This window comes from Mesorhizobium sp. M0166 (assembly GCF_040322255.1).
Taxonomy (GTDB): Bacteria; Pseudomonadota; Alphaproteobacteria; order Rhizobiales; family Rhizobiaceae; genus Mesorhizobium.
Map to the genome: position 1 here is coordinate 405,959 of NZ_JAMYTD010000002.1, position 13,745 is coordinate 419,703.

The following is a 13,745-nucleotide window of genomic DNA, read 5'->3' on the forward strand; positions in this document are numbered from 1 at the left end:
ATGAAGATCGACTTTGAAACCAACGTCTTTCCATTGTTTCACCCGCAGGTTGTGGATGATCTGAAGGACCCTTGTCCGGTGTTCGACGGCACGCTCTGGCACGTCTTCGGCTCCAGCGGCACCGTCACAACAGAGAGCTGGAAAATCCTCCACGCCACAGCGCCGGATCTTTATGGACCCTGGACAGAGCACGAGGCGATCGTTTTGCCGGTAACCGGATCTGGCATTGCGGCGCCCGGCGTCATTCATGAGTGCGGCGTCTTCCACATGTTTATCCAGACCGAATTCATGAAGTCCGGCGGACGTTGCGAGCACGCGGTGTCCAATGACGGCTTTCATTGGGTGGTGCTCAATCCGGCGATATTGTCGCTGCCCGACACCGATGAGGACGGCATCTACGATCCCCACCCCGCAATCGTCGGAGGCAAGCGCTATATCGTCTATTCAGGCATGCCCAAATTCACCAGGGTGCCCCAGCCTGATGTCTATCTGGCGCGCAGCCAATCCGATTCCTGGTTCGGGCCATGGAAACGTCTCGGCAAGATACTCGATCATCTCGACGTGCCGCATCACAATGCGCGCGAGCACCCCGATTACGAATGGGGGATCGAAGGCGCGCAGCTCGTCGAGCTGCCGGACGGTCGTGTGCTTCTCAACGCCACCTGCTTCCTCCCCGAAGGTCCGCGCGGCAGCCGGCAGCGCGTCTTCTTCGCCATCGCCGATGACGTCAAGGGTCCCTACGTTTCCGTTGGCCCCGTTCTCGACCCTGGTGAGCCCGGCGAGAATGGCCATTCGACGGTGATGATCGACGGCCGGCAACTGACCTTGTTCTACCAGAGCAGGCGTGAGGCGACCAACCATCGCTGGCGGTTCGGGTTGGCAAAGTGTGACCTGGATCGGCATATACTTTCGAGAGTTGCCTAGATGGTAAGTTCCGGCATTTGCCGGAACGGAGGATGAAACGCTCTGGCGGTTGGTGGGAGGGATCGCTTTATACCGGTGATTGAGGGTAGTAGGTGATACGCAGCCAGTCGGCGAAGCTTGCGACGGGGGCATCTATACACCTCAGGCAAGCTGGTCGCCATAAACGACGTTGCTAGCTGAAATTCGGCAGTGGACCGTAATTGCGCGCAGCACGCCGCCAGTGGATTCACGCGGTTTTGATCCTGAGCAGGATGTCCTGATCGTAATTTCCAAAGCCCATGCCGAAAATGTTGATCCCGCCGGGGCGCTCGGCGTCGTCCTTGACGCCGATACGGACGCGGATTGAATGATGGCTCTTCAGATCGAGTGCGGCGAGGCCGGTTTCGGAAATCCTGACGCCGTCGACATAGGTGCCGTCCTTGGCAATTCGCCAGGTCTTCAGCTTGCCGTATTGCGAGCCCTTGAGCTTCCACCAGGAGGGCGTGAAGACGCCGCGCTTGTCGCCGAAATCTCCCGGTGACGTCCATGTGCCGACATCGACGCCATTGATCGTCAGCGTGATGTCCGAGGGCCAATCGGCGCTGGTGCCCGGCACTTCCGAAGACAGCTCTAACGCAACTTCGAGTCCGGTGATCTCGGCATTGGCGAGCTTGGCATTGTTGGGGAACTGGTATTCGACAAAACCGCGCGTGAACCATAGCAGACCGGCTTTCATGCGGTCCGGATCAAGGAAAGTGTTCGGCACATCGAGCAGACCGATGATGCCGTCCGGCGAACAAAGGCCGCAGGGCGCGGTAACCTCGAAGCCGGTGTAAAGCCCGATCGGCATCGACACTTCGATCGCGTCGTTCTTGACCTTACGATACTCACCCTTGAACACGATGAGCACTTTTTCGGCGGTCGGATAGCAGATTTTCTGGTTGCCTTTCTTCGCTTTCAGGCTCTCGGTGCGGATCAGCCCCGCATCCTCCAGCACCTGGATATTGGTCGAGACGGTTGACTGCGGAAGCGACAGCTCGGCGGCGATTTCGTTGACATTCATCGGCCCCTTCTCATGCAGCAGTTTCAGCATCGAGATCCGCGCCGAGGAGGCAAGCCCCTTGAGCACGGCAATTCCTTCCTCAGGTTCGATCACCAGAAAATTGCGACTCATGAAATCGCCAGTCTATGCTCGTGACAGAGGTTATGGCTTCGCTCATTGCAACGGCGCTGACCGAAACGCCGAGCCGTTGATTTGGTTACATTAAGCCCTCGACCGTCAGTATGCATCGCAAGCCGTACCCGCAAGGATGGTGCGACATGTCTACATTTGTTCTCCGACCGCCAGCTCCTTGTAGTGCGGGGGTGCTTGTCAGTCCGTGGCCTCGATTTGCAGACGACTAGATGCTGGCAGCCACAAAGAGAGGCAGAAGCCGAACACGGAATTGGGGCCGTTCCCCTGGCCAAATCCCCAAGATACGGGACCTCGACGTCGATGTTAGCCGAACCGGCGCGGATGGATGCACAGGATGCGGTTCGCTGAAGTGCGTGCCGCCGTGAAGTAAATCATCGGATTCGCCACCCGATAGAGTCGGGACGGGGTTCTACCTATTGCTTTTGAGCATGATCTTTTCCGAAAATCGCGATTCCACTTCTTCGGGATCGCGCCAGTGCCGGCCTACTTCATGCTGGCCGCGGCAGCGACCCTGTCCACCATGGCGAGAACAGCTAGCGGTGCGGTGCGGTGTGGTGGACCATGTGGCCGGCCTGCGGGATGATATCGACAAACGAACCAGGAATCTCCGATTGTAGTCTAAGAGCCTCGGCTTTCGCATCGAACAACCGGTCGCCGGCCCCGGCAATAATGCCGGCAGGCATCAACAGATCATTGTAGCGGGTGAAGCGGCCGCCGGCCAGCGCGTCGGCCAGCATCAATCCCGATTCGGCCGCGATCGACCGCAGCTGTGAGGCCAGCTGGCGATGTCCTTTGCCGACGAAGCAAACCCCGCAGAGACGATGCCGGGGCGAAATACTTGCCCATGGCGAGCGGCCAGGTGAGCAGCACAAGCAGCGGCAGCAGCAAAATGTGCGGGAAAACACCACCGGCGACAGGCAAGGCCGGCAGCCCGCCAGTGCAAGGCCCAGGCGCGGCGGCAAGAACGGACCGATGAAGACTCCCGATCGAATCGTCGTCCGATCGAGCTCATCGACTCGCCCGCCTGCCATCGAACCCAAATCTCAGGCGCTGAGCGGCCGAGTAGCAGATGCGACTTCGCTGCTTCATGGCTCACACTCCATCTTTCAGAAAAGAGCGTGTGTTGCTGCGATCAGTTGAATCCGCCACCCAAACCGAACGCGGCTGCTAGGCAGGCCGAAGCTTGTGCAAGTACAGCTGTGCGTCACAAGCCAAGTGAACTAAGAAGCTGCACGAACCGCGGGTGATCGCGAATGGCGTCGAAATCGACTTCGTGACGGATTCGTTCCAATACGTTCTGACTCACGCTTCCTCCGACGGCTCTTTCCAGGTACCGCACCGCTTCCTCCACTTCCCCGAGCACGGAATACATGCAAGCGGCGTTGTACTGCGTCACGAAGTCGTTCGGATCGATCGCCAGCGCTCTGGCCAGCCAGGAACGCGCCTTCTTCCGCTCACCGATATACGCGAGCGAGGGCGCCGCGATGCAGCGGTGCCGCATTTTCAGGATGGCGGCCAGTTGCGCGTTCGGCGCGCTCGAAACAGATCCTTAGTTCGCGAGCGGATGAAGGCGATCGCGCAGGAGCGTCCCCCGGTGTAGAGTTGCCACCCTGGATCTCGCCTTGGCCGGCTGCATTCCTGGCTGTGTCCCCTAGGATACATTGTCGAGCAGGGTCGACTTATCCAAGCCATGTGTCGGCTCAGGCGGCCATTCACCATTCGGCGTCATCTCGTTGACTGTCTCGGGTAGATCCCGCGCAATCCTTCTGATTAGCTCCTCGCGCGAAAGACCCGTCTGCATCGAAATGGACGTGAGTGTACCTTCGTCCATTGCCGCTTGGACGTCCCTTGGCTCAATCGGTTGGTTTGGCCCGCTGCCAACCCACGAGTCGACCTTCGATCCTGCCCCCACCTCCCTGAACCGGTCGAGGATCTCACCAAGGTCAGCCCTCGACACGCCATTCGTTATCTGAGCCAGAATTCTGCGTTGCGGGTCGTTTGGGTTAAGATACCCCGCTCCCGGAATCAATTCACAGAGCTTGTCGCGGTTTTGGTATGCCAGAACGCCAAGCATCGCGATCGCCAATCTTCCCAGATTTGCCATTTGGTCTCCTCCACGGTTTTGGCCGATGAGCGAATCAAAGCCAAGTCTTGGCGGATGCCGACGCGTGTGGACTCGAACAACTTATTGCCGGTCGGCTCGCGGGCGGAGAGGACGCGTCCTTCGGGTACTCGTTTTCCATCTGACGTCTTCTCCTGACGCAGAACTTCGGGGCGCTTGGCCGCAGTCGCCCTGCGCCGATCGAGCGACCCTAACCCGGCGCCTCCCGGGTTTGTTCCGCTTGTCAGAGTTTGTCGCGACGATGGAAAGCGCGACCCGACGGGTAACTCTACCGGCTCGAGAGATAGAGTCTGCCCAACTTGATCATACTTCAGAACGACGGCGGCTCAGTTAGCCTCAGCTACCTAGGACTGCCGCCGGCTCGCGCACGAATTTCAATTTCGGCGGGACGGCGAACACCCTGAACCGCTCAGCCAGGCTGTCAAGAGCTTGACGCATGCCCACTCCCGCAGCAGCCGCACCGTGTCCACTGATGACCATGTGCGGGTTCAGGGCAGCCAGGTGCTTCACGGATCTTTCCGCCGCATCCCAGTCCGGCGTGAAGTAGCGCGGCGGACCGTGCATCTCAAGATCCTGAACGGCGACCTCATAGACTGACTCCTGACCGGTGGTGATGAAAGCGTCCCCTACGATCAGCGAGCGGTCCTCCTCGCGCCAGAGCGAGATATGCCCAGGAGCGTGCCCGGGTGTGTGTAGCCATCGCCATCCGGGCATTCCGGGGATCGATCCGTCGGCAGGTAGGAGTTCCAAACGGTTGCCAAGATCAATTGGCCCCCGTGGAAAAAGCGGCGAAAGCAGCGCCATCAGTCCACCCCCGACCCAGGGATCCGGTGGCGGATAGGACGCGGTTCCGTCCAGATAGGGGCGCTCGAGTGGATGCGCGAAGACAGGCACGTCCCACCTATTCGCGAGGTCTAGAACCGTTCCCACATGGTCGAAATGGCCGTGGGTCAGGATGATCGCGGCCGGCCGTGCGTTCGTGCCAAACCGCTTTTCCGCGACCGCAAGAATGCTGCCGCGGGACGTCGGCAACCCGGTATCGATCAGCATCCAGTTCCGATCTCCGCTGCCCGGTGCGCCGAAGAACACGACATTGACGATTGCTAGGCGCAAATAGCCCAAGTCCGGTGCGATGCTCCAAGCGCCGTCGCCACGATCCTCGCGCCTGGCGTGGTCGATCTCGGAAAGTCGAATCTGAACGGTCATGTGATCCCGTGCCTCTCTTGTTGCTGAGCAGCCGCTCGAGTCGATCGGCGGCGGTGGTATATCGCCCCGAACTTGGCACGGCCCTCCTTGTTCCTCCTTCGCCACCCAGCTCCGGACAGTCCACCACAGGAACAAAGGCTCGACCAAATCGGTTCGGCATTACCCGGTCGCGCCAGGACGAGCTGGACTGAGCAACGAAGATGGCGCGCCCCATTGGATGCGGTATTTCGCCAACGCGGTTCCCGGTCCTAACAAGGCGGCCGAGTTCGAAGCCGACTGCTGAAAGAAGACTTCGAATGAGCGAAGTGGGGCGTATGGACGAGCACCAGGTGGAGGCTCCGGTTCCGCAAGCTTCGCCTATGACTGGTCAAGTTGGGCGCCAATGGTCAAGGCGGCCCGATCGGCAGGTGTCCAGGTTATCTGGGACATCTTCCATTACGGATCTCCAGACCATGTCGATCAGCGATCGCTGCATTTCATCGATGCCTATGCCTCGTTCGCGGCAGAAGCCGTGAGCGTACAGCGTTCGATCGCCGGAACACCGCCTCTGTTGTGTCCCATCAACTAGATCTCCTTTTTCGCATGGGCTGTTGAGGTCGGCTATTTCCCGCGTGGGGCCGAACAAACGTGGATGGTTCAAGCGGCATCTCGTGAAGGCTGCCATCGCGGGTGTTCGTGCAATGCGGGAGATCGACCCCGCCTGCAGATTTGTCTGGGCCGAGCCCCTTATCCAAATCGCTCCTCGTGACCGGACCCGCAGCGAACGGGGTCGGGCCGAAAACGCCCGTCAGGGGCAGTTCGAAGCTTACGACATGTTGCTGGGCCGCGTCGAACCTGAGTTGGGCGGGAGCGAAGATGTTGTCGATGTCGTGGGCCTGAATTTCTAGCCGCACAATCAATGGTAAATAAACGGGCCGACGATATCGATGGGACACCATGAGTACCGCGCTTTGTCGGAAATGTTGCTCGAGGTTGCTCATCGGTACGGTAAGCCGATGTTCATTGCCGAGACCGGCTCAGAGGGATCCGGCGGGCCGGCTTGGCTCCACTATGTATGCCGCGACGAGGTGCGTGCCGCTATGGGTGTCGGAGCATCGATTCGAGGGTATTTGCCTGTACCCGATAACGGCCTACCCGGGCTGGCACAATTCGCGTCATGCAGAGGTGGGGTTATTTTCGGCCATCCACCCGAATGGCACACGCCGCCTCCGTCAGCCCGTCGCGGACGAACTGGTGCATCAGCAAGATCTGTTCACGGCAAACCGGACGCGCTGATTGTGTTGCGACACACCGCAAGGGCGAGCACCGAAGACCAGGGCAAATTACGGTGTATTCCTCAGCCAAAATCGGCGCCACGCGATGCCAAGTGGCATGGGTGCGAGGATGACCGTGCAGCATCAGGAAGCGGTGGCCCCTTCCACCAACCCGCACTCTGAGCGTCGCTTCCGGAAGTTTGATCTGCTCCAGCGAGAAACCTTCAAACATGCAACTCCCTCCATTCGCAACATTTGCCAAACGTGTAAACGGAGAGGCAGTTCAATGTCGACTTCCGCGGGATCTGAACTTGCCTTGTATTCCGCGAAGAGGTCGTGAGCCGAACGGCGGCTTTAACTGGTCCCTCGGCAATAACCGGACGGACAGCAAACGGCCCCCAAAAAGCCGCCAGGCGGCGACGCGCCTGATATCGCACTTCGAGATCAACTCTGCCGTTTCCTGTTAGCCGAAGTTGCAAACGGCCCCGCTCACAATCGTGGTTGCGCCTTTGGGCATCGTGGTTCAGACCGCTGGCGGATTAGAACTCATGTTGGCTTTGCGATCGGCATCGCTGCTGGCGATCGACGACCTATATAAAGGGGCATGTCCAAGCATCGGAAAATCAATGCAACAGCGAAGCTGATTGGAGAGTGGCCTTTAACCCCGGCTGCAACGCTTGGATCGTCCGTCAGAGCGAAGGGTATTTTTCTCGAAATACGCGCCCGCCTTCCAACGGAGTTCAGGAAACTGCTCCATATCGAGTCCCGCGTGCTTACCGTGCGCCTGTTTGAGGGCGCCGAGGATGATGTGAAGGTGGTATTCGGGATCGTATCCAAAGCACTGCAGAATATCGAAGACCTGCCCGTAATCCCCCGTGAAATCGAGGACATTCTGACGATCTCGACCGCTGAACGGCACCGCTGGCTGAAAGATGGTCGCTTGCAGAGCGCCGGGACGAAAACGGTGAAACTTCGCGGGCGGGCAAGGAACATCACCTTTCACGTCTTCGACCCGCAGCACGTGGAGGATGTGCTTGACCGCGACCTGGTTACGGTCTGGCGCGAACAGGACGCAGCGACAGCTGCAGAGAATAGGCGGCGAGCCGCGGGGAAGGCCGCGATGAAACGTGCTCAAAGACGCGGTCGCGGAACTGCAGCTTCAGCTGGCCATGGCCCCGATGAGAACTCGCACTCCAGTTTGCGCGGCTGGGAAGATTTTGAGAATGAGGGACTCCTGCGCTGATAGGCCGGGCGCACAGGCAGGTTAAAACGTTTGCCTGCGCCGTGCGAGATGCGCAAGGAGGGCCGTCAAACGCATTGCGTTCAGGACCCGCTTCGCAGGGACACCGCCCTTGCGCGCCATCTCGACACCCCAATGCATGTGATCGAGCTCGCGGATCGAGTGAGCGTCCGGATTGATGCTGAATATGCAGCCCTGATCGAGTGCCTTTTGATGCCAGCGCCAGTCGAGGTCGAGTCGCCACGGATGTGCGTTGATTTCGACAGCGACGCCGTGTTTCGCACACGCTTTGAGGACTTTGTCGACGTCGAGATCATAACCGGGCCGGCGCAACAGCTGGCGACCGGTCATGTGCCCGATGATTGTCGTCCGAGGATTTCCGATTGCCTCAATGATACGCTCCGTCTGTTCCTTCTTGGGCAAGTTGAAGCGGCTGTGCACGCTCGCGACGACGAAATCGAACAGCTCCAAGATGTGATTCGGATAATCGAGCGAGCCATCCGCCAGGATGTCCGCCTCGATGCCCTTCAGTATGCGAAATTTTCCATTGTATGCCTTGTTCAGCCGGTCAGCTTCGCGGTGCTGTTCAGCAATCTCCTGCAACGAAAGGCCGCCTGCGTAGTGAGCGGACTGCGAATGATCGGCGACACCATAGTATTCGAAACCGCGCTTGCGCGTGGCTTCAGCCATTGCCTCAAGCGTTTCGGTGCCATCGGATGCGGTCGTGTGAGAATGCAGGATGCCATGCAGATCTTCATCCCGAATGAGGGCGGGTAGCTTCTGCTTTGCCGCCCGCTCAATCTCGTCCCTGCCTTCGCGCAATTCAGGCTCGATAAACTGCAAGTCTAGAGCTTGGTAGATTTCTTCTTCTGTCGCTGACGCGATCAGCTTTCTCCCGCGATGAAGCCCGTCGGCGTTTAGGGTGAACCCCTTGTCGGCCGCGAACGTCTTCAGTTGCTTGAGGTGGTCTGCCGAACCGGTTGCTTCGAGCAGGCTCGCGCCAAAGTGCTTCCTGTCCGTGACAACAAGCCTGAGGGTCGTATCCTCGATTCCAGTCGACTTTCTGCCCTGCGCTACCAAGGCGAAGTCGGAAACGAGTTCGCAACCGCGCCGGAAGTCACCGGCAATCTCGAGGCGCGAAAACTCTGGATGCTCTTGCTTCACCGATGTGACCGCATGTTCGAGAAGGGCGGCGGCCTTGTGCAGGTGAAGTTGCGTTTCGCCGCTTCGTACGATGGCCAGGTTCTGCAGGAGCTTTGTCTGGAGCGCGGCGCCGAGGCCTTTGACTGGGCGTATGCGGTCTTCTCTTGCTGCGGCCTCGAGCTCGGCCAGCGAGTTCACGCCGAGCGCCTGATGAAGCTTCAGTATCTTATCAGGACGAAGCCCGGGTATGGCAAACAGCTCCATCACGCCCGCTGGAACATCCTCGCGCAGCTTCTCAAGGCTCGGGTGCGTGCCGGTTTGGTAAAGCTTGGTCACGATGTCTGCGATCGCTTCACCGATCCCCGGGATCCTGGTGAGGGCGCCGGCGGCGATGATCCGATCAAGCGGCTGCGACAGCGCCGTCAGACTGTCTGCCGCGCGCAAGTATGCTCTTGTGCGATAGAGATTGTCGCCGCGCATAGACGCCCGTTGCGCGTATTCCCTCAAAAGACTGGCGACGGTCCTCGGATCGGTTTTTGCCATGGCTTCAGCCAAACGAGGCCGATCTCCGCAGGTTCCAATCAGGCAAGGCCATGAGCGCCGCGTTGCCCTGTGAATCCCGGCTTTACTGCCTCTTCACGTACGCTACAGATTGGGCAAGGATTGGTCAGCGCGACCCCATCCCGCCAGAGCTTTGGAGGCTGCGCGTTTCTTTAATTCAGGAGCATCGCCCACGTGGAAATGAGAGGGCGCATCTATTGTCTTCATCTCCGCCCACGTGATCGGTGCCGCGACAGGAGCGCCCGGACGTGATCTCGCGCTGTAGGGCATGATCGCGGTCGCCCCGCGCTGATTGCGTAGATAGTCCACAAAGATGCGACCCTTGCGGCGCGCCTTTGACACCACGGCCGTGAAATGGGCCGGATCGCTCTTGGCGACCGCTGCGTAATGATCGGCGAGCTGTCCCTTGGTGATGTTCGATTCCGGATAGATGACGCGGTCACGGTTACTTATCGCGATGGCGGTTGTCGCAGACGCGGCGAGATCGGCTGCATGACGTTCCGTCTCGAGCACGACCGCCTCCGGCTTCTTGTCTTCGCGGAGACCAAGATAGCTCGGATGTCGTAACGTCCCTTCATTTGTCATTTCGGTGAAGGCAATCTCAGCGACCAGTTTCGGACGGAGCCAGTGTGCGCCGCGCACTTCGGCGCGTGGTGCGTCGACGGTGGCGGCCTTCTGCTCGAGCGGCGCCATGATCTTCAAGAGACGAAGAAGTTCAGCGGTATCGAAGCCGGTGCCGACTTTCCCGGCGTAGCGCAGCTTGCCGCCGTCATGAACGCCAAGGATCAAGGACGAAACGCGCGGACCTTGTCGGACGGCGTCCAGCCGACAATCACAAATTCTTGCCGCCTGATGCATTTGATCTTCAGCCAGCTTGCGCCGCGGGCCGCCACATAACTCGAATCCGCGAGCTTTGAGATGACGCCCTCAAGGCCGGCTGCGCAGAAGCGATCGAGCAGCCCTTCTCCGCGGCCGAGGATATGGTCGGAGTAACGAAGGACCGGATTTTTCGCAGGCAAGATCGCCTCCAGCTTCGCCTTGCGCTCAAGAAGAGGAAGCCTTGTCAGATCTTCGCCGTCGAGCTGCAGCAGATCGAACGCATAAAAGTCGATAGTCGCCGGGGCACTGTCAATCGGCGCCGAACTTTGACCCCCGATTGGCGTCCAATATTGACCCCCTTGCCTAAGCGCGACGAGGAGCGCTCGCCGGGCGGAGCTGGTCGGGGTTGCGCAGCCCGGCGAGTGCGGATTGTTTGGGCGGTGGTCGGCAGAGGCGCGTCAGGCGCGGTTCTTGAAGCGCCAGGACTCGTTTCCGGTCTCGATGATCTCGCAGTGATGGGTGAGCCGGTCGAGCAGCGCCGTCGTCATCTTTGCGTCGCTGGCAAAGACACTCGGCCATTCGCCGAATGCCAGGTTGGTGGTGACGATGATGGAGGTGCGTTCGTAGAGCCGACTGATGAGATGGAAGAGAAGCTGCCCGCCGGCCTGGGCGAAGGGGAGATAGCCGAGTTCGTCGAGGACGACGAAGTCGAGTCGAGTGAGGTGGTCAGCGATGCGTCCCTGCTTGCCGTTTCGGTGCTCCGTCTCGAGCCGGTTGACGAGATCGACGAGGTTGAAGAAGCGGCCGCGTGAACCGTTGCGGATCAGGGCGCGCGCGATGGCGATCGCCAGATGCGACTTGCCGGTTCCGGTGCCGCCGATGAGCACGGCATTGCGCTGGTCGGCGACGAAGGTGCCGTTGGCGAGCTCGCGGACGAGGGCCTCGTTGACCGGCGTGTCGGTGAAGTCGAAGTCCTCGATCTCCTTGGCGAGCGGCAGCTTGGCGACGGTCAGCTGGTATTTGATGGAGCGCGCCTGCTTCTCGGCAATCTCCGCCGACAGGAGATCGCCGACGATCCTCGGCGGCTCGTGCTGACGCTTGATCCCGGTGGCCATGATCTCGTCATAGGCGCCGCGCATGCCGTAGAGCTTCAAGGTGCCCATCAGTTCGAGAACCTGAGTCCTTTCCATCAGCTTGCCCTCCTGAGGCTGTCGTAACGGGCGCAGTCGGCCTGCGGCTCATGCTTCAGGCGTAGCGCATCCGGAGTGAGCACGGTCACCGCCGGCGCCGGATCGCGGCGGCGGGCCAGGATGTTGAGGATGACGGCCGACGAGCAGACGTTCTGGTCGAGCGCCTCCTGACAGGCCGTCTCGACGGCCTCGATCCCGTCGGAGACCACCGCAGCCAGGATGGCGACCATCTGCCGGTCGCCGTCGTCGGCGTCCTTCAGTATGCGGCGGACCTGCTCCGTGGCCGACGGCAGAACCCAATCCCGGAACGGTGCGCCGTTGCGTAGCGCTCCGGGCTTTCGGGAGAGGACCGGGACGTAGTGCCAGGGATCATAAACCGTCTCGCCGCGTCCGAAGAAGCGGGCGTGCTCGCCGACAATGAGGCCGTCCTGGCGGATGACGATGCGGTCGGCATAGGCCTGGATCTCGACCGGCCGTCCGACTGCCGTCGACAGCACCGAGTATTTGTTGTTGTCGAAGCGCACCGTGCAGGTCTTCGACACCGAGGCGGGAACCACATGGAAGCCGTCGAACGGGCCGCGATAGGCGACCAGCTTGCGGCGTTCCTCCTCGAACACTTCCCAGATCGTGCGGTCCGGCTGATCGACATGGCGATGGGCCTTAGCCCAGGCGACGCACTTGTCGAGCAGCCAGGCGTTCAGCTCCTCATAACTCCTGAAGCGCAGCCGCGGCGTGAAGAAGCGCTCGCGCACCAGCCCGACCTGGTTCTCCACCTGCCCCTTCTCCCAGCCGGAGGCCGGGGTGCAGGCGACCGGCTGCACCAGGTAATGGCTGCACATCTGCAGGAAGCGGCGATTGTATTGACGGTCCTTGCCGACGAAGACCGTCTCCACCGCCGTCTTCATGTTGTCGTAGATGCCGCGCGTGCAGGCCCCGCCGAAGAAAGCGAAGGCCCGGTCGTGGGCATCGAATACCATCTCCTGCGTCTCGCGCGGATAGGCCCGCACGAACATCATGCGGCTGTGGCAGAGCCGGACATGGGCCACCTTCAGGGTCACCGTCACGCCGTCGATGAGGACGATCTCGTGGCTCCAGTCGAACTGGTAGGCGTCGCCGGGCGGGAAGAACAGCGGCACATAGGCGTCCTCCGACGCCGAGCCTTGCGCCTTCGCCCAGGTCTTGGCGTAGCGCCGGACCGCATCATAGCCGCCTTCGTAGCCGAGCCGGTGAAGCTCTTCGTATATCCGCACCAGCGTCAGGCGATCGCGGCCGGACTTGCCGCGGTTGCTGCTCAGGAGCGCATCGAACTGGTCCTGCCAGGGTCCGATCTTCGGCATCGGCTGCCGCTCGCGCTCATAGGAGAAGGACGTCTCGTCAGACCTGAGGATCTTGCGCACCGTGTTGCGCGCCAGATGAAGGTCCCGGCAGATCCGTTTGACCGACCACCTCTGAACGTAAAAAGCGCGCCGAACACGGGCAATTGTATCCACCGACTTCATCCCCCCTCCATCCGCTCGCCGAGACAAGCGGATGGTCGCAGATCGCCATCAACAGGGGGGGGTCAAAATTGGACGCCGATTCCCCGCCTCAGGGGGTCAAAATTGCACGCCGAAACACAGGGCACCCTTCAATGCATTCTGAAGCGCCTGGAAGTTAGATCTTCCTTCCGCATCGACAACCACGGCCTCGCCGTCAATCAGGGCGGAGCGCACCTTGAGCTTGCGAGCCTCGGAGAGGATCGAGGGAAAACGGCTAGACCAGTCCAGACCAGATCGTGTGTAGGCTCGCGCCTCGCCACCGCCGACGGCAACGAGAATACGATAGCCGTCATATTTCATCTCATGGATCCAACGATCGCCGGCAGGGACCGTGTCCACGAGCGTTGCGAGCTGGACCGGCCGGAAAGCGGGCGGCGCTAAAGTGACCTCGTCACGAGCGGGCGACTTCGCTTGACTAGCATTCGACCCATTGATTGCCTTACCCGACGTTGGCTTGACCACTCTGACCTAAACCATACTGAGAGACGAAATAGCGTTATCCGCGTCCAACGCGCGACTACTTCTTTAGTTTCGCTGCCGCCGTTTTGAGCTTTTCGGGATCATTGCCGACGCGC

13 protein-coding genes and 1 pseudogene are annotated in these 13,745 nt (G+C 60.4%); 2 read left to right on the plus strand and 12 right to left on the minus strand.

The features are described from left to right. Complete coding sequence (locus NKJ46_RS04335) at positions 1 to 924, plus strand: glycoside hydrolase family protein (RefSeq protein ID WP_352473704.1); 924 nt, start codon at positions 1 to 3, stop codon at positions 922 to 924. Positions 925 to 1,150: 226 nt separating this feature from the next. Here NKJ46_RS04335 and NKJ46_RS04340 read toward each other — a convergent pair whose 3' ends face one another. From NKJ46_RS04340 to NKJ46_RS04365, 6 genes are all read right to left on the minus strand, one after another. After that, positions 1,151 to 2,077 carry an ArsR/SmtB family transcription factor gene (locus tag NKJ46_RS04340; RefSeq protein WP_352566810.1) on the minus strand — a complete coding sequence of 309 codons (927 nt, stop codon included), beginning with the start codon at positions 2,075 to 2,077 and terminating at the stop codon, positions 1,151 to 1,153. Positions 2,078 to 2,631: 554 nt separating this feature from the next. After that, the gene (locus NKJ46_RS04345) at positions 2,632 to 2,835 is read right to left on the minus strand and encodes an alpha/beta fold hydrolase (RefSeq protein ID WP_352662276.1); all 204 of its coding nucleotides are present in this window, start codon (positions 2,833 to 2,835) and stop codon (positions 2,632 to 2,634) included. A gap of 467 nt (positions 2,836 to 3,302) precedes the next feature. Beyond that, complete coding sequence (locus NKJ46_RS04350; RefSeq protein ID WP_352662279.1) at positions 3,303 to 3,599, minus strand: TPR end-of-group domain-containing protein; 297 nt, start codon at positions 3,597 to 3,599, stop codon at positions 3,303 to 3,305. Positions 3,600 to 3,749: 150 nt separating this feature from the next. Then, on the minus strand, positions 3,750 to 4,202 hold the full coding sequence (locus tag NKJ46_RS04355; RefSeq protein WP_352503351.1) for a YidB family protein: 453 nt from the start codon (positions 4,200 to 4,202) through the stop codon (positions 3,750 to 3,752). Positions 4,203 to 4,556: 354 nt separating this feature from the next. After that, positions 4,557 to 5,426 carry an MBL fold metallo-hydrolase gene (locus tag NKJ46_RS04360; protein WP_352467862.1) on the minus strand — a complete coding sequence of 290 codons (870 nt, stop codon included), beginning with the start codon at positions 5,424 to 5,426 and terminating at the stop codon, positions 4,557 to 4,559. 1,170 nt (positions 5,427 to 6,596) lie between these two features. Next, positions 6,597 to 6,911, minus strand: coding sequence for an alpha/beta fold hydrolase (locus NKJ46_RS04365; protein WP_352467863.1), 315 nt, complete (start codon positions 6,909 to 6,911; stop codon positions 6,597 to 6,599). A gap of 372 nt (positions 6,912 to 7,283) precedes the next feature. Between NKJ46_RS04365 and NKJ46_RS04370 the strand changes: the two genes are divergently transcribed. Then, the gene (locus tag NKJ46_RS04370) at positions 7,284 to 7,922 is read left to right on the plus strand and encodes a hypothetical protein (protein WP_352662283.1); all 639 of its coding nucleotides are present in this window, start codon (positions 7,284 to 7,286) and stop codon (positions 7,920 to 7,922) included. A 21-nt stretch (positions 7,923 to 7,943) separates the two neighbouring features. Here the strand turns inward: NKJ46_RS04370 and NKJ46_RS04375 are convergent, their stop codons facing one another. The 6 genes and pseudogenes from NKJ46_RS04375 to NKJ46_RS04400 all read right to left on the minus strand — a co-directional run bounded on the left by NKJ46_RS04375 (position 7,944) and on the right by NKJ46_RS04400 (position 13,632). Continuing rightward, the gene (locus NKJ46_RS04375; protein WP_352662286.1) at positions 7,944 to 9,605 is read right to left on the minus strand and encodes a DNA polymerase/3'-5' exonuclease PolX; all 1,662 of its coding nucleotides are present in this window, start codon (positions 9,603 to 9,605) and stop codon (positions 7,944 to 7,946) included. 102 nt (positions 9,606 to 9,707) lie between these two features. Further along, positions 9,708 to 10,481: a non-homologous end-joining DNA ligase LigD gene (ligD, locus tag NKJ46_RS04380; protein ID WP_352662289.1), complete on the minus strand. Its 774-nt coding sequence runs from the start codon at positions 10,479 to 10,481 to the stop codon at positions 9,708 to 9,710. Beyond that, entirely contained in the window at positions 10,409 to 10,780 is a 372-nt protein-coding gene (locus NKJ46_RS04385; protein ID WP_352662418.1) for an ATP-dependent DNA ligase, read from the minus strand. The genes ligD and NKJ46_RS04385 overlap by 73 nt, the downstream gene beginning before the upstream one ends. A gap of 120 nt (positions 10,781 to 10,900) precedes the next feature. Continuing rightward, positions 10,901 to 11,632 carry an IS21-like element helper ATPase IstB gene (istB, locus tag NKJ46_RS04390; RefSeq protein WP_352662292.1) on the minus strand — a complete coding sequence of 244 codons (732 nt, stop codon included), beginning with the start codon at positions 11,630 to 11,632 and terminating at the stop codon, positions 10,901 to 10,903. After that, a pseudogene (gene istA, locus NKJ46_RS04395) lies at positions 11,565 to 13,131 on the minus strand (IS21 family transposase). The gene istB and the pseudogene istA overlap by 68 nt, the downstream one beginning before the upstream one ends. Before the next feature lie 96 nt (positions 13,132 to 13,227). Further along, positions 13,228 to 13,632 (minus strand): ATP-dependent DNA ligase, encoded by a 405-nt coding sequence (locus tag NKJ46_RS04400; RefSeq protein ID WP_352662295.1) that lies wholly within the window; start codon positions 13,630 to 13,632, stop codon positions 13,228 to 13,230. Between the last annotated feature and the right edge of the window lie 113 nt (positions 13,633 to 13,745).